Source organism: uncultured Wocania sp., assembly GCF_964021735.1.
Lineage (GTDB): Bacteria > Bacteroidota > Bacteroidia > Flavobacteriales > Flavobacteriaceae > Wocania_A.
Map to the genome: position 1 here is coordinate 1 of NZ_CAXIBN010000034.1, position 22,607 is coordinate 22,607.

24 protein-coding genes are annotated in these 22,607 nt (G+C 31.5%); 18 read left to right on the top strand and 6 right to left on the bottom strand.

All coding sequences use genetic code 11. The features are described 5' to 3' along the window. Both AADI82_RS04725 and AADI82_RS04730 read left to right on the top strand, forming a co-directional pair. Positions 1 to 410: GDP-mannose 4,6-dehydratase (locus tag AADI82_RS04725; protein ID WP_341215306.1), on the top strand; the 410-nt coding region annotated here is incomplete at its 5' end. Between the two features lies 1 nt (position 411). Further along, positions 412 to 1,764 (top strand): undecaprenyl-phosphate glucose phosphotransferase, encoded by a 1,353-nt coding sequence (locus AADI82_RS04730; RefSeq protein ID WP_341215307.1) that lies wholly within the window; start codon positions 412 to 414, stop codon positions 1,762 to 1,764. Here the strand turns inward: AADI82_RS04730 and AADI82_RS04735 are convergent. Genes AADI82_RS04735 through AADI82_RS04745 form a run of 3 tightly spaced genes read right to left on the bottom strand, consistent with a single transcriptional unit; the run spans position 1,761 to position 5,335 of the window. Next, entirely contained in the window at positions 1,761 to 2,924 is a 1,164-nt protein-coding gene (locus AADI82_RS04735) for a glycosyltransferase family 4 protein (RefSeq protein WP_341215308.1), read from the bottom strand. The two genes, AADI82_RS04730 and AADI82_RS04735, sit on opposite strands and share 4 nt — an antisense overlap. Next, positions 2,925 to 4,019 (bottom strand): UDP-N-acetylglucosamine 2-epimerase (non-hydrolyzing), encoded by a 1,095-nt coding sequence (gene wecB / locus AADI82_RS04740; protein ID WP_341215309.1) that lies wholly within the window; start codon positions 4,017 to 4,019, stop codon positions 2,925 to 2,927. Continuing rightward, a complete protein-coding gene (locus AADI82_RS04745; protein WP_341215310.1) occupies positions 4,016 to 5,335 on the bottom strand; it encodes a phenylacetate--CoA ligase family protein in 1,320 nt (439 codons plus the stop codon). The genes wecB and AADI82_RS04745 overlap by 4 nt, the downstream gene beginning before the upstream one ends. Before the next feature lie 93 nt (positions 5,336 to 5,428). Here AADI82_RS04745 and purD point away from each other — a divergent pair, with 93 nt between their 5' ends. Continuing rightward, positions 5,429 to 6,700, top strand: a complete 1,272-nt coding sequence (purD, locus tag AADI82_RS04750; RefSeq protein WP_341215311.1) for a phosphoribosylamine--glycine ligase — start codon at positions 5,429 to 5,431, stop codon at positions 6,698 to 6,700. Here the strand turns inward: purD and AADI82_RS04755 are convergent. Continuing rightward, positions 6,695 to 6,922 carry a uracil phosphoribosyltransferase gene (locus tag AADI82_RS04755; protein ID WP_341215312.1) on the bottom strand — a complete coding sequence of 76 codons (228 nt, stop codon included), beginning with the start codon at positions 6,920 to 6,922 and terminating at the stop codon, positions 6,695 to 6,697. The two genes, purD and AADI82_RS04755, sit on opposite strands and share 6 nt — an antisense overlap. Before the next feature lie 70 nt (positions 6,923 to 6,992). Between AADI82_RS04755 and AADI82_RS04760 the strand changes: the two genes are divergently transcribed. Then, on the top strand, positions 6,993 to 7,916 hold the full coding sequence (locus AADI82_RS04760; protein ID WP_341215313.1) for a DUF6427 family protein: 924 nt from the start codon (positions 6,993 to 6,995) through the stop codon (positions 7,914 to 7,916). Here the strand turns inward: AADI82_RS04760 and upp are convergent. After that, positions 7,905 to 8,564: a uracil phosphoribosyltransferase gene (gene upp / locus AADI82_RS04765; RefSeq protein WP_341215314.1), complete on the bottom strand. Its 660-nt coding sequence runs from the start codon at positions 8,562 to 8,564 to the stop codon at positions 7,905 to 7,907. The genes AADI82_RS04760 and upp overlap by 12 nt on opposite strands. 74 nt (positions 8,565 to 8,638) lie before the next feature. Here upp and AADI82_RS04770 point away from each other — a divergent pair, with 74 nt between their 5' ends. After that, positions 8,639 to 9,247, top strand: a complete 609-nt coding sequence (locus AADI82_RS04770; RefSeq protein ID WP_341215315.1) for a DUF4254 domain-containing protein — start codon at positions 8,639 to 8,641, stop codon at positions 9,245 to 9,247. A 119-nt stretch (positions 9,248 to 9,366) separates the two neighbouring features. Further along, on the top strand, positions 9,367 to 10,344 hold the full coding sequence (locus tag AADI82_RS04775) for a glycosyltransferase family 9 protein (RefSeq protein WP_341215326.1): 978 nt from the start codon (positions 9,367 to 9,369) through the stop codon (positions 10,342 to 10,344). 32 nt (positions 10,345 to 10,376) lie between these two features. Here AADI82_RS04775 and AADI82_RS04780 read toward each other — a convergent pair whose 3' ends face one another. Further along, positions 10,377 to 11,432, bottom strand: a complete 1,056-nt coding sequence (locus AADI82_RS04780) for a ferredoxin--NADP reductase (RefSeq protein ID WP_341215316.1) — start codon at positions 11,430 to 11,432, stop codon at positions 10,377 to 10,379. A gap of 121 nt (positions 11,433 to 11,553) precedes the next feature. On the opposite strand from AADI82_RS04780, the gene AADI82_RS04785 reads away from it, so the two are divergent. The 12 genes from AADI82_RS04785 to atpG all read left to right on the top strand — a co-directional run bounded on the left by AADI82_RS04785 (position 11,554) and on the right by atpG (position 22,515). Continuing rightward, a complete protein-coding gene (locus AADI82_RS04785; RefSeq protein ID WP_341215317.1) occupies positions 11,554 to 13,032 on the top strand; it encodes a DUF5687 family protein in 1,479 nt (492 codons plus the stop codon). 11 nt (positions 13,033 to 13,043) lie between these two features. Continuing rightward, a complete protein-coding gene (locus AADI82_RS04790; protein ID WP_341215318.1) occupies positions 13,044 to 13,751 on the top strand; it encodes an ABC transporter ATP-binding protein in 708 nt (235 codons plus the stop codon). Between the two features lie 105 nt (positions 13,752 to 13,856). Further along, a complete protein-coding gene (locus AADI82_RS04795; RefSeq protein WP_341215319.1) occupies positions 13,857 to 16,415 on the top strand; it encodes a tetratricopeptide repeat protein in 2,559 nt (852 codons plus the stop codon). Positions 16,416 to 16,428: 13 nt separating this feature from the next. Continuing rightward, complete coding sequence (locus AADI82_RS04800; RefSeq protein WP_034042304.1) at positions 16,429 to 16,857, top strand: polymer-forming cytoskeletal protein; 429 nt, start codon at positions 16,429 to 16,431, stop codon at positions 16,855 to 16,857. After that, positions 16,808 to 17,056: an AtpZ/AtpI family protein gene (locus AADI82_RS04805; RefSeq protein WP_341215320.1), complete on the top strand. Its 249-nt coding sequence runs from the start codon at positions 16,808 to 16,810 to the stop codon at positions 17,054 to 17,056. Before AADI82_RS04800 ends, AADI82_RS04805 begins: the two co-directional genes overlap by 50 nt. A gap of 1 nt (position 17,057) precedes the next feature. Beyond that, on the top strand, positions 17,058 to 17,456 hold the full coding sequence (locus tag AADI82_RS04810) for a hypothetical protein (protein WP_341215321.1): 399 nt from the start codon (positions 17,058 to 17,060) through the stop codon (positions 17,454 to 17,456). Positions 17,457 to 17,583: 127 nt separating this feature from the next. Continuing rightward, positions 17,584 to 18,669 carry a F0F1 ATP synthase subunit A gene (atpB, locus tag AADI82_RS04815; RefSeq protein ID WP_341215322.1) on the top strand — a complete coding sequence of 362 codons (1,086 nt, stop codon included), beginning with the start codon at positions 17,584 to 17,586 and terminating at the stop codon, positions 18,667 to 18,669. Between the two features lie 19 nt (positions 18,670 to 18,688). Further along, positions 18,689 to 18,898, top strand: a complete 210-nt coding sequence (atpE, locus tag AADI82_RS04820) for an ATP synthase F0 subunit C (protein ID WP_034042296.1) — start codon at positions 18,689 to 18,691, stop codon at positions 18,896 to 18,898. 76 nt (positions 18,899 to 18,974) lie between these two features. Next, entirely contained in the window at positions 18,975 to 19,469 is a 495-nt protein-coding gene (locus AADI82_RS04825) for a F0F1 ATP synthase subunit B (RefSeq protein ID WP_034042293.1), read from the top strand. A gap of 6 nt (positions 19,470 to 19,475) precedes the next feature. After that, complete coding sequence (gene atpH, locus AADI82_RS04830; RefSeq protein WP_341215323.1) at positions 19,476 to 20,012, top strand: ATP synthase F1 subunit delta; 537 nt, start codon at positions 19,476 to 19,478, stop codon at positions 20,010 to 20,012. A gap of 6 nt (positions 20,013 to 20,018) precedes the next feature. After that, positions 20,019 to 21,599 (top strand): F0F1 ATP synthase subunit alpha, encoded by a 1,581-nt coding sequence (gene atpA / locus AADI82_RS04835; protein ID WP_341215324.1) that lies wholly within the window; start codon positions 20,019 to 20,021, stop codon positions 21,597 to 21,599. A gap of 55 nt (positions 21,600 to 21,654) precedes the next feature. Next, complete coding sequence (atpG, locus tag AADI82_RS04840; protein WP_341215325.1) at positions 21,655 to 22,515, top strand: ATP synthase F1 subunit gamma; 861 nt, start codon at positions 21,655 to 21,657, stop codon at positions 22,513 to 22,515. Positions 22,516 to 22,607: the final 92 nt, after the last annotated feature.

Consider the following 22,607-nt stretch of genomic DNA (forward strand, 5'->3'; position numbering starts at 1 on the left):
TGGGGCAAGCTTTAAGAGGAGAAGATTTAACTATTTTTGGAGATGGTATGCAAACCCGTTCGTTTTGCTATGTAGATGATCAAGTAGAAGGCATATACAGGTTGCTGTTAAGTGATTACGCTTACCCAGTTAACATTGGAAACCCTAATGAAATAACAATTAAAGATTTTGCTGAAGAAATAATTAAACTAACAGGAACAGCACAAAAAGTAGTTTATAAGGATTTGCCTGTAGATGACCCTATGCAACGTCAACCAGACATTACCTTGGCAAAGAAGTTATTAAATTGGGAACCAAAAACGGGAAGAGCAGAAGGCATGAAAACAACTTATGATTATTTTAAATCCCTATCAAAAGAAGAGTTGTATAAAAGCGAACATAAAGATTTTAAAAATCATATAAAAAAATAAAGTGAATTATAGACAAGGTAGATATTCAAATTTAATGAAACCATTATTTGGTTTTATAGATTTAAGTATAATAATTGCTACTGTTTTTTTATTTAAATTAAACATTACAAATATTTATCTTTTTGTTGGCTATTTATCATTGCTTTGGATTGTAATTTCTTTTAAAAACCATTTTTACGAAGTCCAGAGGCACACTAGAATAATCCAAATTATACCGCTTTTAATTACTCAGATGCTTTTTTTTTCTGTAATTCTTTACACCTATATAGGTGTTTTTAAACAACCAAATATAAGCAGGTTGGGGCTAGCAAATTATTTGGCAACAGTTTTTGTACTAATTTCTGTTGTTAAAATTTTAACCTTTCTTTTGCTTAAAAGATACAGATCTGTTTTAAGAGGAAATACAAGAAATGTTATTGTTATTGGTAAAAATGAAAAAACCCGTCAATTAATTAAAACGTTTAATAGTAGACTTGATTTTGGGTACAAGTTTATGAAGCAGTTTAATGTTAGTAAAGATGAATTTTCGTTAAAAGAATGTTTTAATTATATTATTAATAATGATATAGACGAAATATATTTTTCTATAGCAGAATTATCTAATCAACAAATTAATCGTTTAATTGATTTTGCTGATAACAATTTAAGAGAACTAAAGTTTATCCCTGATAATAAAGATATTTTTACTAAAAAACTTAAATACGAGTACTATGATTATATTCCAATTTTATCCATTAGGTCTATTCCGCTTCAAGAATCTTTAAATAAATTTTTAAAACGATTATTTGATATCTTGTTTTCTTCATTTATTATTGTGTTTATATTATCATGGTTAACACCTATTTTAGCGATTTTAATAAAGTTAGAATCTAAAGGCCCTGTGTTTTTTAAACAATCACGGAATGGGTTTAATTATGAGGAATTTGATTGTTACAAATTTAGGTCTATGACTCCAAATAAAGAGGCTCATTTACATCAAGTAACAAAAGGAGATCAACGAATAACTAAAATAGGTAAGTTTATTCGAAAAACAAGTATAGATGAGTTGCCTCAATTTTTTAATGTGCTATTTGGTGATATGTCTGTTGTAGGTCCTCGACCTCATATGGTTAGTCATACTAACATATACGCACAAAAAGTTGATAAGTTTATGGTTCGCCATTTCGTGAAACCAGGAATCACGGGTTTAGCGCAAGTAAGTGGGTTTAGAGGAGAAATAGAAAAAGATAAAGATATTATTAATAGAGTAAAATATGATATTTTTTATATAGAAAACTGGTCATTACTTTTAGATATTAAAATTATTATTCAAACGTTTTTAAATGCTTTAAAAGGCGAAGAAAAGGCATACTAAATTTTTTTAATCAAATCATTTATTTGAATATTTAAATCAAAGTTTCTAAGAGCCGTTTTTTTAATTTTCTGCTTTAATTCAAAATCTATATGAAACGATTTAACCTCTGCAATTACTTTATTCAAATCATTATAATTACCAGACTTGGCAATCCATCCTAACTGATTATCTTTAATAATTGTTTCACCTTCTCCCCCACCAAAATAAATTATGGACAGCCCCAATCGTGCATACTCAAATATTTTTGATGGCACCGACCCATAAATCCTGTTTAACAAAGGAATAATGGTCACATCGTATTGTAATAGAGCTTTGTGAAGTTTATTTCTAGACATTTCACCATGGTAGTAAATAGGCGAGTTTGGGTTATTGTTAATAAAAGTTTTAATCTTTTCTTGTTCTGCGCCATTACCATAAATATGAAACTCGATATGAGTATAATCTAAATGCTGTATGAGCTTATAAATGCCTTGAGCAACACCCAGTAACCCTGCATATACTATTGTTAATTTTTCTTTGGTTTTTTCTTTATGCATAATATTAACAGGCTCAAAATTTGGATAATTTCTATATAAAAAAGTATCCTTTTCTGGGAATAGTGATTTTATATGACTTAAAATTTCTTCACTTTGCCCTAATATTAAATCAGCATTTTTATAGTTAAATCGCTCAATCTTTTCAAGTATTTTATAGCTAAAATTCTTTTTTAAAGCTCCTAATTCTAAACCAGCGATAGGCCATAAATCGCTAACATTTAAAATGAGTTTACGCTTTTTAGAACGTAAAAAAAGCACGCTAGTAAAAGCTACTAATAAAGGCGGTGATTGAATAATTATAGTTTTCGGAATTTTATTCCATAGAAAAAACCATACTAAACTAAAACTATATGAAAGCATAGCAAATAAACGTAATAGTTTATTTTTTGAGTTGCTAGCATAAATCCATAATCTGAATATTTTAACACCTTTTTCTGTTGAAATATGCTTAAGCTTATCTTTATAACCTTTGAATATTTTTCCTGTTGGATAGTTAGGTAATGGCGTAATTACTGATACCTTAAAATGATGTTTTTGTAGTCCTTCGGTTAAATGAAATATTCTATTTGCAGCAGCACCAGTTTCAGGAGGATAGTAATTGGTTATTATTAGAATATCTTTCATTTATAGCCTATAAATTTCAACCAAATGATTAATGATTCGTTCGGCAGCTTTTCCATCCCAAAGCTCAGGGATTTTACTTTTTTTCCAATCTCCAGAGAGTAAATTTTTAAAAGCAGCTTCAATTTTTATAGGGTTGTTTCCAACCAAAACATTAGTTCCTATTTCGCAAGTTTCTGGACGTTCAGTAGAATCGCGAAGCGTTATACAAGGGACATTCATAACGGTGGTTTCTTCGGTTATTCCACCAGAATCTGTTAAAACTGCAAATGCGTTTTTAACTAAATAATTAAATTCTAAATAGCCTAAAGGTTCAACATAGTGAAGATTTTCAAAATTCAAATTAAGCCCTTGTAGTAACTTTTTGGTTCTAGGATGAACAGGAAAGATGATTGGAAGGTCTTTCCCTAATGTAACTATTTGTGTAATTAGAGTTTTTAATTGATATTCTTCATCAACATTACTTGGTCTATGGAGCGTCATTACCAAATATTGTTTTTTCTTTAATTTTAAATTATTCCAAATATTAGATTGTTTTAATCTGTTTTCGTGTTTTCGTAATGTATCAATCATAACATTTCCAACGAAAAAAATGCTGTCTTTTGAGACCCCCAATTGCAGCAAGTTATTATTAGCGTAAGTAGAGGTTGTAAAAAAATAATCAGTTAAACTATCGGTTACAATTCTATTAATTTCTTCAGGCATATGCATATCTCCAGATCGAATGCCAGCCTCAACATGTGCTACTTTTATACCTTCTTTTTTAGCAACAATAGTACAGGCCATAGTTGAGGTAACATCGCCAACAACCATTACTAAATCGCAGGGATTTTGTTGTAATTCTTTTTCAAAAGCAATCATTATAGCAGCAGTTTGTTGTGCTTGTGTTCCGCTTTTTACTTCTAAATTCAAATTAGGAAAAGGAATGTTTAACTCTTCAAAAAAAGTATCGCTTAAATTCTTATCATAATGCTGCCCAGTATGAACCAATCTATAATTAATATCGAAGCCTTCAGACTTCTTTTTCTTTATAGCGTCAATTATCGGGGCTATTTTCATAAAGTTAGGGCGTGCACCAGCGATAATAGTTATCTTCATTGGTTTTTTGGTATTAATGATGAAAACTGTTTAAGCTTACCACTTTTAGAGCGTTGTAAATAGTCTTGTTTTTCAAAAAGTATATGCAATCCTTTTTCAAGATAATGTTCCATTTCAGCTTTAATTATAGTTTCCTTTTCTTTTGAAAGAGTTTTATCACTTACATAAATAATTTTAAACGTATCTAGTTTTATTTGCTTAATTATAAACTCTTTTACATGTCCATCACCTTCTATGATACTTTTGGTAATATAGTAAAAAGTAAGTCCTGCTGCCTTTTTTCCGCTAGGTAAAATAGCAATATCATTTGTTCTGCCTACTAGTTTTTCAAGAATGGGTTTTTTGAGCGTACTGTTTTTTGAAAGCACACCAATATCGCCAATATCGTAACGTATAAATGGCTGCGATTTATTATAAAGTGATGTGATTACTAGCCGTCCTTCTTCGCCTAAAGGCAATACATTGTTTTCATTATCTAAAACTTCAACAAAAAGGGTTTCACTATTAACTTGCCATGTGTTATTTGGGTTTTGAAATGCGATTAAATCCAGTTCAGAAGCTCCATATTCATTAATAACAGGTACACCAAATTGAACTTCCATGAGATGTTTGTCATTTTCAAAAAGCATTTCTGAGGTTACAATACAAACCCTTAAAGATTTGCAAACGGTATTAAGTATTATGTTTTTGCGTTGTAAATATTTAGCAAACTGCACGATTGGGCTCGTATATCCATTAATGTATTCTAACTGTTTAGTTTTTAATTTTGTTAACCAATTATCAAAAGCTGTATCACTTAAATCAAATACATTAAACCGCGATCTATTACTTATAAAATCTTTTAATTTTTCAGTATAATACCCTTTTCTATCTAATGGAATTCCATAAAGCCTAGCCTGCTTTGAGGCGTTAAAATCAATGTTATACCAACCAAATCGATCTTGAATTACTGCCCAAGTTAAGGCATGGCAAAACTTATCTTTAGAAAAGATAAATGGTGTTCCAGAAGCTCCAGATGTTTTATCAATATAAATATTGTTTGTTGTAAAACCATCAGACAAAAGCGATTGTAAAGGGTGTTGCAAATCGTGTTTTGTCATTACAGGAATACTATTCCAATCTTTAGGACTAGCTTGTTTTGCAAAGACTTTATAAAACCCATTATGCTTTAAGTGATAAGCAACAATATCTTGTTTTTTAGTTTCTAGGTAAGATTCGAAGTCTTTATCATTTTTATTTTGAATAGACTTTAAATGCCTTTTGGCTTCTTTTATTGGGAAGCCTTTTAGTTTTAATGAAAGATCAAATAATTTCAAAAGAAAAAGATAATTTTTGTAAAGTAAATAAAAAATATTCGTGTATTCGTAGCATTAGTTTTATTTTTGCGCATTATAAAAAACTACACCACAATGAATATTTTAGTATTGGGTTCTGGCGGAAGAGAACACACTTTTGCTTGGAAAATTGCTCAAAGTCCTTTATGTAAAGATCTTTATGTAGCTCCAGGAAATTCTGGAACAGCAGAAATTGCAACTAATGTAAATATTGGAGTAACCGATTTTGAAGCTATTAAAACCTTGGTTTTAGATAAAAATATAGATATGGTTGTGGTTGGACCAGAAGATCCATTGGTAAAAGGTGTACACGATTTCTTTTTAAATGATGACAGTTTAAAACAAGTTTCAGTTATTGGACCACAAAAAGAAGCTGCCGAATTAGAAGGTAGTAAAGAATTTGCAAAAGAGTTTTTATATCGTCATAATATTCCAACGGCAGCTTACGAGAGTTTTACAAAAGATTCATTAGACAAAGGGTATGTTTTTTTAGAAAGATTAAAGCCTCCCTACGTTTTAAAAGCAGATGGATTAGCGGCCGGCAAAGGCGTTGTAATTCTTAATGATCTAGATGAAGCAAAAGCCGAATTAAAAAGCATGCTGGTTGATGCCAAATTTGGCGAAGCGAGTACAAAAGTAGTTATAGAAGAGTTTTTAGACGGTATAGAGTTAAGTTGTTTTGTATTAACCGATGGTGAAAACTATAAAATTTTACCAACCGCTAAAGATTATAAACGTATTGGCGAAGGCGATACAGGGCTAAATACTGGTGGTATGGGAGCAGTTTCTCCAGTGCCTTTTGCTACAGATGAATTTCTTAATAAAATTGAAGAACGCATAGTTAAACCAACCATCAATGGTTTTAAAAAAGACAACTTACCGTATGTAGGTTTTGTATTTATTGGACTTATTAAAGTTGGAGACGACCCTAAAGTTATTGAATATAATGTTAGAATGGGCGACCCAGAAACGGAAGTAGTACTACCAAGATTGAAAAATGATTTTGTTGAAATACTTCAAGCCATGTCTAATGGCACATTAGATAAGATTGATATAGAAATTGATGAGCGTGCAGCAACAACTATTATGTTAGTATCTGGTGGTTACCCTGAGGCTTACGAAAAAGGAAAAGAAATTTCTGGTGTTAAAAACATTACTGAATCGATACCATTTCATGCAGGCTCACAATTGAAAAATGGAAACATAGTAACCTCTGGCGGACGTGTAATGGCTATAACTTCTTATGGAAATACATATAAAGAAGCCATAAAAAAATCTTACCAAAGTATAGAAAAACTACATTTTGATAAGATGTATTATCGTAAAGATATTGGTTTCGATTTATAGATACGAGTGCGAAGAAATGCTTTTATCTTCTTCGTTGTTATTATCAAAAATTCTAAGTTGCCCCATCCAATAAACCATAGCAATAAAACCTATGATTAAGAATAGCCAAGATACTATGTTTGCTGCAAACCAGTTATCAAGTTCTAACATTCTTAAAGCATCGTAAGGCGCAAAAAGCACATCAACAAATAAATCTTGTATAGCGTAAAAGAAATCTTTCATGTGTATTATATTATTTTATAACCGAATATATAGTTAGTATATTTACGTTACAAAAATACAAAAAGAGTTAATGATTACAAGCATTTTTAATAAATCTAAGCCAATAAATTTCACGATTGTTTTTTTTATTACGCTATTGGCTTTTATTGTATTTTATTTAAAGCATGTAGAAGTGCCTATTACCGCTTCATTTTTTTTAAAAAACACACTTTTGTTCTTTGTTAGCTACGTGTCTATTTTGGCGCTTAGCTTTATTGTTGATAAAAACAGTTTAACGCAAAAAAGCAATTACGAAATTGTACTGTATAGCTTGTTTTTATTAGCACTTCCGCAAACGGTAAATAACCCAGATATTATTTTTGCTAACTTTTTTGTGTTACTTGGTTATAGACGAATTATAAGTTTGCGCTCTCAAATAAATGTCAATAAAAAACTATTTGATGCTGCTTTTTGGTTTGGTATTGCAGCACTATTTTACTTTTGGGCTATATTATTTTTTGTACTTATTATTATCACATTGCTTTTATATACTGATAATAGTATTAGACATTGGTTGATTCCGTTTACAGGATTATTAACTGTTTTTTTAATTTCAATTAGTATTTCTATAATTTGGCACGATAGTTTTTTTGGAATATTTAGTAGTTTACCAGAAGTAAGTTACAATTTTAGTGACTATAACTTGATGCAATATGTAGTAATAATAACGATGCTATTTTCTTTCGGAATGTGGGCATCAATTTTCTATATAAAAAATATTAAACAAAAAAAGAAAGCTTTCAGACCATCATATTACGTGGTTTTATTTGCAGTACTCATAGGTTTTTTAATTATAGTATTTGCACCAAATAAAAATGGCAGCGAGTTTTTATTTTTGTTTGCGCCTTTAGCCATTATAATAGCTAATTACATTGAAATTATAGAAGAAAAATGGTTTAAAGAGTTGTTTCTTTCGGTTATAATTGTAGTTCCTTTTGTAATGCTATTGTTGTAGCTTTTTACCAAAAGCCAAATCGCCTGCGTCACCAAGTCCAGGGATAATATAGCCTTTATCATTTAAAGTTTCATCTATAGCAGCAATCCATAAATGTGTTTTTTTATTGAATGTTTTATTAACATAATCAACACCTTCTTGAGCTCCAATAACACTAACTAAATGTACCTCTTTAGGTATACCAAAAGGTTTTAAAGCTTCAAAAGTAGCCACCATAGATTGACCAGTTGCCAGCATAGGATCGGCAAGAATTAAGGTTTTATTTTCTAAATCTGGACAGGCTAAATACTCTACAATAATTTCAAAACTTTCAGGGTTTTCCTTATGATGTCTATATGCCGAAATAAATGCATTTTCAGCGGTATCAAAATAATTAAGTAAGCCATTGTGTAGTGGTACACCAGCTCTTAAAATAGAACATAAAACAATATCATTCTCTAATAAATCCATAGAGCAACTCGCAAGAGGTGTTTTAATTTCCGAATTTTTAAAACTTAAAGATTTACTCATTTCGTACCCTAAAACTTCTCCAATACGCTCAATATTTCGTCTAAAACGCATGCTGTCTTTTTGAATAGTAACGCCTCGTATTTCAGAAATAAACGTATTTAAAACAGAGTTTTGTTGAGATAAATTATGAATGTGCATCTTGGTTTTTTGTTATTTTGAAATAGTAAAGTTAATTATTTAGAAGTATATTTACACTTTAAAATTAACACATTATGTTTACAAGTAAAGCCAATAAAATTTTTCAAGACGTTATAGAAAAATATCATGTAATTAACACGGTAGACCAACCTTTTATTAATGTTTATAACAAAGACACAAATTTGTTAGAACATTTATTATACAGAAAATGTTGGATTGATACGGTGCAATGGCATTACGAAGACATTATTCGCGACCCACAAATTGATCCTGTTGCAGCTTTAACTTTAAAACGACAAATTGATGCATCAAATCAAGATAGAACCGATATGGTGGAATATATTGATAGCTATTTTCTCGAAAAATATAAAGATGTTACGGTAAAAAGTGATGCTACTATTAACACCGAAAGTCCAGCTTGGGGTGTTGATAGGTTATCTATTTTAGCATTGAAAGTATATCATATGAATGAAGAAGCGACAAGAACGGATGCTTCTGATTCGCATAGAGCAGCTTGCCAAACAAAGTTAAATGTTTTATTAGAACAACGTGTAGATTTATCTACAGCCATCGATACACTTTTAAGCGACATTGAAAAAGGTGATAAATACATGAAGGTTTACAAGCAAATGAAGATGTACAATGATGATGAGTTAAATCCTGTATTGCGTTCGCAGAAATAAGTTATAAGATTATTATTTTTCTTTTAAAGGAAAGTTGGATTTCAATTTATTAAAAATTGAAAGACGGAAAGGTTATGCCAAAACCATCAAAAGATATCCTAGTTATTCGTCTCTCTGCTATGGGCGATGTCGCTATGACGGTTCCTATTTTGTGTGCTTTATCACAACAACATCCCGATGTTAAAATAACCGTTTTAACAAAACCCTTTTTCGCACCTTTTTTTAGAGGTTTACAGAATGTTACTGTTTTTCCAGTTGAGGTTAAAGAAAAACATAAAGGCGTTTTCGGGCTTTACAAATTAGCGAGACAACTTAACAGAGACAATCATTTTTATGCTATTGCCGATTTACATAATGTTTTAAGAAGCAAAATTTTAAAAAAGTTTATTCGGTGCAAGCGCTTTGTTTCCGTTGATAAAGGCAGAAAAGAAAAACGTCTTTTAACTTCTGGAAAAGCATTCAAACAACTTAAAACTACACATCAACGCTACGCCGATGTTTTTCAAACATTGGGTTTTCCTTTAGATTTAACCAAACCAACATTTCCTAAAAAAGCAGATTTAAATCAAAACCTCCAATTAATTTTAGGTGAAGATTCTAAAAAAAGAATTGGGATTGCTCCTTTTGCGGCTCACGAAGGAAAGATGTATCCTTTAGATTTAATGAAACAAGTTATTGAAATCCTTTCAAAAGATTATAAAGTGATTTTATTTGGTGGTGGAACTCATGAAATAGATTTATTAAATGGTTTTGAAAATGAATTTAACAATGTTATCAATATTTCAGGAAAATTAACGCTTGATGAAGAAATGGACATAATTTCAAACCTAGATGTGATGCTTTCTATGGATTCTGGGAATGCGCATATTGCTGCTATGTTAGGTGTAAAAGTAGTTACTATTTGGGGTGTTACACATCCATTTGCTGGTTTTGCGCCATTTAATCAACCCGAGGATTATGCATTGCTTGCCGATAGAAATCAATATCCTAAAATACCAACCTCAATTTACGGGAATAAATACCCAGAATATTACAAAGAAGCTTCACGAAGTATTACTCCAGAAACTATAGTTAATAAAATTGTATCTATTATCTAACAGCGAAGCGATCTAAAGTTTAGCGTCTTTTTCTAGACATCATCATAATCAATAACAAGTGTTGGCGTTGTTGGATGTGCTTGACAAGTTAAAATTAAGCCTTCGGCAACTTCACTTTCTGTTAAAATATTATTTTGCCTCATCGTCGCTTCACCTTCTGTAATACGAGCAATACAACTGCTGCAAATACCACCTTGACAAGAATATGGCGCATCTAAATCTTCATCTAGAGCCGCTTCAAGTACGGTTTGTTTGGCAGACATTTCGAAAGTTGTTGTTTCATCATCAACTACAACGGTTATTTTGGTTTTTCCGCTAGGAGTAACATCTTCTTCAATTTCAGCAGGTTTCGCCGCTTTAAAAAGTTCAAAATGAATACGGTTTTCATCAATATCATGTTCAGTTAAAACATCTTTTACCATATGAATCATGGCTTCTGGCCCACATAAATAATAAGCATCAACATCAATATGTTTGTGCTTATTTTTCATGACGTAGTTAACCGTGCTTTTTTCAATGCGACCAAAAATAGCATCGTCTTCATCAGCTTGACTAAATACAAATTGAATAGAAAAACGATCTTTATATTGATGTTGAAGTTCTAATAGTTCATTTAAAAACATGGTGTCTTCAGTAGTTTTATTACCAAAAACTAAAATAACTTTACTTAAAACTTCTTCTTCTAAAGCACATTTAATAATGCTTAAAATAGGTGTTATACCGCTTCCTGCAGCAAATGCTGCTATGTTTTTGGTTTTAGAATCGTTAGGCTCGAAAACAAAGCGTCCTTTTGGGGGAGCAACGTCTAAAGTATCACCAATTTGTAATGTGTTGTTAGCATAAGCAGAAAAAGTACCGTCTTTAACTTCTTTTACGGCAACCTTTATCTCACCACTTTTAGGCGAAGAACAAAGTGAATAATCGCGACGCACTTCGTGTCCGTCAATTTCTGTTTTTAGGGTAATATACTGTCCAGCTTTAAAAGCAAAAGTATCGTTTAAATTTTCAGGAATGTTAAAACTAATGCTTATGGCTTTACTAGTTTCTCTTTTTATTTCTTTTATGGAGAGTTTATAAAATGATGACATAAATAAATTTTTGACAAAAATAGTGAAGTTGGTTTTTAAATTTTAACTTTATTTGTAACAATTGCGTTAAAACGTTTACTAACCGATTGAACTAAATTTAAAAATAAAACTAACCAAAAATATGATTAAGCATTTTATAAATTTAGAATGGAAGTCCTTTTTTAGATCGGCTAGCCTTGGGAAAAGCATTGCTATTAAAATATTCATGAGCTTTATGGCTTTATATTTTATGGTTATGTTTCTTATAATGGGCTTTTTTATGGATAAAATCTTAAATAAGGTATATCCAGATTTAGACCCAATAGTTGCTTTTAACGGTCTTTTGTTTTTTTGGATAATAGGAGATTTACTTATTAGGTTCTTTTTTCAAAAATTACCAGTTATGAGTGTTAAGCCACTACTAACACTTCCAATAAAACGAAAATCTGTAGTTAATTTTGTTTTAAGAAAATCAGCACTATCATTCATAAATTTTTTACCACTATTCGCTATAGTTCCTTTTGGGCTTAAATTAATAGCAAACGATTACAACACATCAACCGTTTTAATTTGGATGTTTGTTATTGTGTTAATTACGCTAATCAACAATTTTTTGAATTTTATTATTGAAAGTTTATCTGCTAAAACAGAGCTTTCCTTTTTGCCAATTATTGTTTTTGTAGGCTCTCTTTTTGCATTAAATCATTTTAATATTTTAAATATAACTGAGTTACTTTCAAATGGTGTAACGGCAATTACTAAAAACCCGATTTTATTAATCATTCCAATTTTAATTTTAATTGGGTTATATGTATATAATTTTAAAATTTTAAAGCAAAAACTGTTCTTAGATAGCGGATTAAAAACAAAAGTGAAAGAGGTAAACGCTTCAAATCTTGAGTGGACTAAAAACTTTGGAGATATAGCACCTTTTCTGCAGTTAGATTTAAAACTGATTTGGAGAAATAAACGCACTAAATCGTCAGCATTTTTAGTGTTAATTGGCTTGTTATATGGTTTGTTTTTTTATCCGCAACCAACGTATCAAAACATGCCTTGGTTTTTTATGTTTATCGGGGTGTTTTCAACAGGAATCTTCTTAATCAATTTTGGGCAGTTTATACCAGCTTGGGATAGCGGTTATTACAAACTCCTTATGAGCCAAAATATTAAGTATGAGCAATATTTAAAATCTAAGTTCACTTTAATGGCAGTAAGTGTAGTTGTTTTATTTGTATTAGGAATTCCGTACGTGTATTTTGGATGGAAAATTTTACTAGCGCATTTTGCGGCTGCTATTTATAATATAGGCGTTAACACACATGTAATTTTATATGGTGGTTCTTTTAACCGAAAGAAAATAGATTTAAGCCAAAAAGCAGCCTTTAATTACCAAGGCACGGGTGCGGTACAATGGTTAATTGGTATTCCGTTGCTACTATTGCCAATGGGTTTATTTGCACTGTTTTACTTTTTAACAGGCTTTGAAATCGCTTGTTTAATACTAGCCATATTAGGTCTAACAGGTATTGTGTTTCACCAAAAACTAATGAAAATAATTACTAAGAAATACTTAGAATCAAAATATAAAATGATCAATGCTTTTGATCAAGACAACTAAAAGAAAACATTATGATTACAACATCAAATCTTTCAAAAAAATACAGCAACAATATTGTTTTAAATATAGAAAACTTAGACATTCCTAAAGGACAAAGCTTTGGATTGGTAGGGAATAATGGTGCGGGAAAAACCACGTATTTTAGTTTGCTTTTAGATTTAATTCAGCCCACAACCGGATATATTGAAAACAACAATATTAAGGTAAATGAAAGTGAAGATTGGAAACCGTTCACCTCAGCTTTTATTGATGAAAGCTTTTTAATTGGTTATTTAACGGCTGAAGAATATTTTTATTTTATTGGTGAATTACGCGGACAAAACAGAGCCGATGTTAATAGGTTGGTAAGCCAATTTGAAGATTTTTTTCACGGAGAAATTCTGGGTCAAAAAAAATATTTACGAGATTTAAGTAAAGGAAACCAAAAAAAGGCAGGTATAGTCGCTGCGCTTATTGGTAACCCCGAAGTTATTATTTTAGATGAACCTTTTGCAAACTTGGACCCCACAACACAAATTCGATTAAAAGGCATTATTAAAGATTTAGCCGAAAAGCAAGGGGTTACGGTATTAATTTCCAGTCACGATTTAATGCATGTAACCGATGTTTGCGAACGTATTGTAGTGCTTGAAAAAGGTGAAATAGTTAAAGATTTAGCAACAAGTGAAGCCACTTTAAAAGAACTTGAAGCACATTTTTCGGGAACTGAGGCAGTTTAAAAGCCAATTGATTTTTATAGCTAAATCCAAAAAGATGCTTATTTTTACGATATCGAATAATAATAACTGTACTTTTAAGTTATTTATTAGATTAAAAAACTAGCATTGAAAGGATTTATAAAACCCATATTATTCATAATATTTTCTGCTATTTTAGTAACAGGTTGTTCCAGAAAAAAAAACACCTTCCTTACTAGAAATTACCACGCAGTTACTACCGAATTTAATACCCTTTACAATGGCTATTTAGCATTAGAGGAAGGCAGAAAAACCCTAAACGAAAGTTATGCCGATAATTATTGGGACATTCTTCCTATCGAGCGTATGCAAATCCAAGAAGAGGTTGTACTACCTGGGCAATCTAAAAACGAAAATTTTAATAGAGCCGAAGAAAAAGCGGTAAAAGCTATTCAAAAACACAGTATAAGTATTGAAGGCAAAGAGAAAAATCCGCAAATAGACGAGGCGTATTTATTGTTGGGAAAGGCGCGTTATTTCGATCAGCGTTTTGTACCGGCATTGGCGGCGTTTAATAATATTCTTAATAAATATCCTACCAGTGATAAAATAAATCAAGTTAAAATTTGGCGTGAAAAAGCCAATATCCGTTTAGATAATAACGAAATTGCTATAAAAAAATTAAAACGCTTATTGGACGAAGAAGAGCTGGATGATCAAGATTTAGCCGATGCTACTTCTATATTAGCACAAGCGTATTTAAACACCAAATCTGTAGATAGTGCTATTACACAAATAGAAATTGCTGCCAACGCTACAAAAAATAATGACGAACGAGGACGTTATCGTTTTATTCAAGGACAACTCTATAACACATTAGGTTATAAAGACAGTGCTAATATAGCATTTGATAAGGTTATTGAACTCAATAGAAAAACGCCTCGAATTTACATGATAAGTGCACATATCGAAAAAATTAAAAATTTCGATTATAAAACTGAAGATAAAATAGCGCTTTTAGAACATCTTAATGAACTTGAAGAAAATAGAGAAAACAGACCGTATTTAGATAAGATTTATCATCAAATTGGCGAGTATCATTTAAACAATCAATCAGATTCTTTAGCAGTGGCTTATTATAATAAATCGTTGCGTACCAATTCGCAAGATAAATTGTTAAGAGCTAAAAATTATCAAACCCTTGGCGATATGAGTTTTGATACCTCTAGATATGAAATCGCTGGTAATTATTACGATAGTACGATGACAAATTTGCTATTAAACTCTAAACCATATCGTATTATTAAAAGGAAGCGAGACAATTTAGAAGATGTTATCTATTATGAAAACGTAGCTCGTGTAAACGACAGTGTTTTACAATTAGTAAACTTATCTGAAACGGAAAGATTAGAATATTTTGAGTCGTTTGTTGAAACTTTAAAAGTTAAAGCCGAAGAAGAAAAGGAAAAAGCCGAAGCTGCAGAACGCAACACAGGCTTAGCAACGATTAATAATAAAATTGGAGGACAAGCACAAAATAATGCTACACCAAATCAAGCTACTTTATTTTATTTTTATAACCCCACTACAGTGGCGTATGGAAAAAATGAGTTTATTAAAATTTGGGGCAACAGAACGTTAGAAGATAATTGGAGATGGTCTAACAAAACAATTTCAGGTACAGGAAATTCTGTATCAGACATTAGTATAGTAGCTTCCGCATCGGATGAAGAACGGTTCGATCCGGAGTATTACATTTCTAAAATTCCTTCCGAAGGGAAAGTAATTGATAGTATTTCAAAAGATCGCAATTTTGCATATTATCAACTAGGACTCATTTACAAAGAGAAGTTTAAAGAATACCATTTAGCAAAAAGCAAATTTCAAAACTTACTAAACAGTAATCCAGAAGAACGATTGATAGTGCCGTCAAAGTATAATCTATATAAGATTTATGAATTACTAGGGGAAGGTGATGAAGCTTCCATTGCTAAAAATGAGATTATTACAAACTATCCAGAATCGCGCTACGCTACCATTTTAAACAATCTAGATTTAGCTAGCTTAAAAGATGAGAATAGCCCTGAAAATGTATATGAAAACGTATACGCTCAGCATAAAAATCAAGAATACGAAGAAGTAATATCTAAATGCGAAACTTATATAAATGCGTTTGATGGTGATCCCATAGTTTCAAAATTTGAACTTTTAAAAGCCACGGCAATAGGTAGGTTATTTGGTTACGATGCTTATAAAAAAGCCATTAATTATGTAGCCATTACATTTGCTAACACACCAGAAGGTCTGCAAGCACAAAAGATAGAGTCTGAGGTTTTACCAAAAATAGCAAGTACTGATTTTGTTGAAGAAATCGACGATGTTTCAACCAACTTTAAAGTGATTTATAAATTTGAAAACTCAAATTCTGATAACATAGAAGCTTTCAAAAAAACTTTAGATACTGTTTTAGAAAACATAAAATATTACGCTTTAAAAACATCAGTTGATGTTTATAACCCAAACACTACATTCGTTATTATTCATGGTTTAAAAAATGCTCAAGTTGCTAAAACATTCGACCAATTATTAACCAAAGAAGATAGCCGAAAAATAACCGAACCTTATTTTGCAATATCATCTGCAAATTATCAAATCGTCCAGATTCATAAAAATTTGGACACGTATTTAAACATCAGTAATAATTAAAATTAATAACATTATGTTCTCTGATAATAAAAAAGATAAAAACATGGTAGAAGGAACATCGAGTCAAAATATTATATCTCAAGGCACTAAAATTGTAGGAGACTTTAATAGCGAAGGCGATTTTAGAGTAGATGGGATTATAGAAGGTAATATAAAAACCACCGGAAAAGTAGTTGTAGGTAAAGCAGGTTTTATAAAAGGAACCTTGCAAGGAACCGATGCTTATTTTGAAGGTAAGTTTTCAGGAAAGCTATCGTTATCTGGCACACTTACATTAAAAACAGCAGCGCATATTGAAGGCGAAGTAATTGTTGGAAAACTTGCGGTTGAACCAGGGGCAACATTTAATGTGACCTGTATTATGAAAGGCACTGTAAAAGAAATGAATAAAAGTGGACAGCAACAACCAAAAACACAGTCAGAAACCGAAAAGACAGCTTAATACTTACGCTCGATTCTCAGGTCTTGCCATTCAAATGTTTGCTATTATTGGTGTTGGCACTTTTATAGGGTATAAGTTAGATGAAAACTATCCTAATAAGCATAATTTATTCACACTTTTTAGCACATTGTCTTCAGTGATTATGTCAATAATATATATAATTAGGCGTATTATTGCAACTTCAAAAGAAGAACAATAAAATGAATAAACTTTTTAAAAAGAGAACGTCTAACTTTCTTATTCAGCTCATTGCTTTAAGTGTTTTATTATTTGGAATTCACACTTACTTAAACTTTCATTTTACTAAAGGCGTTATATTATTTTTTCCATTGTGGCACATCTATATGTTTCATTTAGTTACAGTTATTATAATCTATACTATAATTAATTACCGAGAGTCTGTTGGTAAAACAGAAGTATTTAATGCTTTTATACTGGGAATGCTTTTAAAAATGATATTAACAGTTGTATTCTTGTTGCCATGGATTTTATCCAAACCAGAACAAAAAGGATATGACCTTGCCAATTTCTTTATTCCTTATTTTATTTTTCTTGCATTTGAAGTGTATTCTGTAACTAGAATTCTTCAAAAAAAGTAACGAATCAATAAACTTAACTCACTTAAAAAACCACAGCTAAATAATCATTAAATTATTATTTGTCAATTCATTTTATGTGTGTACATTTGCACCGAATTTAAAGTAAGGTATTTTTAAGCGATACAGAATGACATTAAACACCTTTAAGAACGTATTATTTTCTGCATTATTTTTAGCAATATCATTTGCTGGATATGCAACAGAAGATTCAGACAACAAAGACGACAAAGAGTTCAATGCCAAAGAAATGATTTTGCATCACGTAAAAGATGCACATGAGTTTCATCTTTTTGACTGGAAAGGAAAGCCAATATCTATTCCATTACCAATTATACTTTGGACAGACAATGGTTTAACAACGTTTATGTCTAGTGAGTTTCATCATGACGATTCAGGTAAAATTGTTGTTGAAAAGAATGGAGGTAAGTTCGTAAAATTTCACGAAAAAATATATCAATTAGAAGCAGGAGTTAGTGCTGTTAGTTTTGATGCAGAACATCATCCAATAAATGCCTCTAAGCCATTAAATATTTCAATTACCCGAAATGTGTTTATGATGTGGGTTTCGGTAATTGTTTTATTATTAATCTTTTTTGCAACAGCAAGACGTTATAAAAAATCTGAAGATAATGTACCAACAGGTATAGCAGGATTTATAGAGCCTCTTGTAATATTTGTTAGAGATGAAATAGGCAAGCCAATGATTGGTGAGCATAAATATAAAAGGTACATGCCTTACTTGTTAACCATCTTTTTCTTTATCTGGATAAATAATATATTTGGTTTAATCCCAATTTTAAATGGCGCTAACTTAAGTGGTAACATTGCATTTACATGTACATTAGCGGTATTTACTTTTATAATCACAACATTTAGTGGTAACAAGAATTACTGGAAACATATCTTTTGGATGCCTGGTGTTCCTGTACCAATGAAAATATTTTTAATGCCAATAGAAATTATCGGGATGTTTGTAAAACCAATCTCGTTAATGATTCGTTTGTTTGCTAACATCACAGCAGGACACGTTATTATATTAGCATTAATGTCATTAATATTTGTATTTAAGTCTGTTGCAATTGCACCAGTATCTGTAGCATTCTCATTGTTTATTACAGTTATTGAAATTATTGTTACAGCAATACAAGCATATATATTTACAATATTGTCAGCCCTTTATTTTGGTATGGCAACAGAAGAAGAACATCATTAATTAATTTAAATTTTATATTATGACTATTACTGGAATTGCAGCTATTGGAGCTGGTTTAGCAGCTATTGGAGCTGGAGTTGGTATTGGTAAAATTGGTGGATCGGCTATGGAAGCTATGGCTCGTCAACCAGAGATGCACGGAAAGATTCAATCTTCTGCATTAATTTTAGCAGCCTTCGTAGAGGCAGTAGCACTATTTGGTGTTGTTGTTGCTTTCTTACAAGGATAAAAACCTAAGAATACTGAAGTAACGGTTGGTTACTTCAGTATTTTTTAAAATTTAAGTTATTTAAAACAAAAAAGAAATGGATTTAATTACACCTCAATTTGGATTGGTTTTTTGGACAGCAATTACATTTTTAGTATTGCTATTCATTTTAAGAAAATTTGCTTGGAAACCTATTTTAGGAGCAGTTGAAGAAAGAGAAGATGGAATTAAGAATGCTTTAGCATCTGCAGAAGAGGCGCGTAAAGAGATGGAGAATCTTCATGCAGATAATGAGCGTATTTTAAAAGAAGCTCGTGCAGAACGTGAAGCAATGCTTAAAGAAGCACGCGATATAAAAGCAAAAATGATTACTGATGCTAAAGATGAAGCACAAGCACAAGCCAACAAAATGATTGAGCAAGCACAAGCTGCTATTGAAAGCGAAAAGAAATCTGCTATGGCGGAGCTTAAAAATCATGTCGCAGGTTTATCATTAGACATTGCAGAAAAAGTAGTACGTCAAGAATTATCTAATAAAGACAAACAATTAGAATTAGTTGAGTCTATGTTAGGTGAAGCAAAATTAAACTAAGAAATAATGGCGGGAGCAAGAGCAGCATTACGTTACGCAAAAGCGGTTTTAAGTTTAGCATCAGATAAAAATATAGCTGAGGCTGTAAATAATGATATGAAGTTAATTGCTAAAACTATTGCAGGCAATAAAGACTTAAACAACATGCTTCAAAGCCCTGTAGTTAAATCATCCAATAAAAAGGTTGCATTGCTTAAAGTTTTTAAAGACTCAAATGCAATGACAACTACTATGATAGACACCCTAATTACAAACAGGAGATTAGCACTTTTAAATGATGTAGCAGCTAGTTATAACCGTTTGTATGATGAGTTAAAAGGTGTTCAAATTGCACAAGTAACAACTGCAATTCCCTTAACAGATGATTTAAAAGTTAAGGTTTTAGCAAAAGCGAAAGAACTTACAGGAAAAGATGTTGAAGTTAAAAATATTGTAGATGAAAATATTTTAGGAGGCTTCATTTTACGTGTAGGAGATAAACAATACAATGCTAGTATAGCAAACAAATTAAATAAGTTAAAAAGAGAATTTACTTTAAATTAAAATAAAATGGCAGAAGTAAAACCAGCTGAAATTTCAGCAATCTTAAAACAACAACTTTCGGGTTTTGAAGCATCGGCTTCATTAGACGAGGTAGGAACAGTATTAACAGTAGGTGATGGTATTGTACGTGCTTACGGATTGTCTAACGCTCAATATGGTGAGTTAGTAGAATTTGATGGCGGTCTTGAAGGTATAGTACTTAACCTAGAAGAAGACAATGTTGGTATCGTATTACTAGGACACTCTATAGCAGTGGTTGAAGGCTCTACAGTAAAACGTACTGGACGTATCGCTTCTATTAATGTTGGTGAAGGTATTGTTGGTCGTGTTGTTGATACATTAGGTAGTCCTATTGATGGTAAAGGACCAATCTCTGGTAAAACTTACGAAATGCCATTAGAACGTAAAGCACCTGGTGTTATTTTCCGTGAGCCAGTAACAGAGCCATTACAAACAGGTATTAAATCTATCGATGCGATGATTCCTGTAGGTCGTGGTCAACGTGAGCTGGTTATTGGAGATAGACAAACTGGTAAAACCGCTGTATGTATTGATACCATTTTAAATCAAAAAGAATTTTACGATGCAGGAGAACCTGTATATTGTATATATGTTGCCGTTGGTCAAAAAGCATCAACTGTAGCGCTAATTGCTAAAACATTAGAAGAAAAAGGTGCTTTAGCTTATACAACTATTGTTGCTGCAAATGCATCAGATCCTGCTCCAATGCAAGTATATGCACCTTTCGCAGGAGCTGCAATTGGTGAATACTTTAGAGATACTGGTCGTCCAGCTTTAATTATCTATGATGATTTATCTAAACAAGCCGTAGCTTACCGTGAGGTATCTTTATTATTACGTCGTCCACCAGGACGTGAGGCGTATCCAGGTGACGTTTTCTATTTACACTCTAGATTATTAGAGCGTTCTGCAAAAGTTATTAATGATGATAGTATCGCTAAAGATATGAACGATTTACCAGATTCATTAAAACCATTAGTGAAAGGTGGCGGTTCGTTAACGGCGTTACCAATTATTGAAACGCAAGCGGGTGATGTTTCTGCATATATTCCAACAAACGTAATTTCGATTACAGATGGACAAATTTTCTTAGATGGAGATTTATTCAACTCTGGTGTACGTCCGGCAATTAACGTAGGTATTTCGGTATCTCGTGTTGGTGGTAATGCGCAGATTAAATCAATGAAAAAAGTAGCAGGTACTTTAAAATTAGACCAAGCACAATTTCGTGAATTAGAAGCATTCGCAAAGTTTGGTTCAGATTTAGATGCTGTAACTTTAAATGTAATTGAAAAAGGAAAACGTAACGTTGAAATTTTAAAACAAGCACAAAACGATCCGTTTACAGTTGAAGATCAAGTTGCTATTATTTATGCAGGGTCTAAAAATTTATTAAGAGACGTACCTGTTGAAAAAGTAAAAGAATTTGAAAGAGATTTCATTGAATTCTTAAACGCAAAACATAGAGGTGTTTTAGACACTTTAAAAGCAGGTAAATTAACTGATGAGGTTACAGATACATTAACAGCTGTAGCAAAAGATTTATCAGGTAAATACAGAGCTTAATTATTAAACTAATGTCACTTTTTGCTTATTGCGAAGAGTCTTTATAAAATAAAGAATGGCAAATTTAAAAGAAATACGTAACAGAATATCATCAGTATCTTCAACGATGCAGATTACCAGTGCCATGAAAATGGTATCTGCTGCAAAGCTAAAGAAGGCACAAGATGCTATTACCGCAATGCGTCCTTATGCAGATAAATTAACTGAGCTTTTACAAAGTTTAAGCGCCACTTTAGATGCAGATTCAGGAAGTAAATTCTCAACGCAACGTGAGGTAAAAAACGTTTTAATTGTTCCTATTACTTCTAATAGAGGTTTATGTGGAGCGTTTAATTCTAACATTATTAAGCAAACACAGCACTTAATAAGCAATGTGTATGCAGATAAAAAAGTTTCTGTAGTTGCAATAGGAAAAAAAGCAAATGATGCTTTTGCAAAGCAAAATAGAGTTATTGCTAACAAAAGTGAAGTTTTCGATGATTTAACTTTTGATAATGTTTCTGAAATAGCTGAAATGCTAATGGGAAAATTTGTTACAGGAGAGTTCGATAAAATCGAAATTGTTTACAACAAGTTTAAAAATGCCGCTACGCAAATTGTAATGACTGAGCAGTTTTTACCAATTGTTCCTATTGAAGGCGAAGCTGATAACAATTCAGATTATATTTTTGAACCATCAAAAATTGAAATCGTTGAGCAATTAATACCTAAATCATTAAAAACTCAGTTGTTTAAAGGAATAAGAGATAGCTTTGCTAGCGAACATGGTGCACGTATGACAGCAATGCATAAAGCAACAGATAACGCAACAGAGTTAAGAGACCAGCTTAAGTTAACTTACAATAAAGCACGTCAAGCAGCTATTACTAATGAAATCCTTGAGATTGTTGGAGGAGCGGAAGCGTTGAACAATTAATAAATTTAAAATATTACCTTGAGTATAACCGAAAGGTATTTTTAATAGATATAAAGCCTCACATTTCGTGAGGCTTTTTTTATGGCATCCAT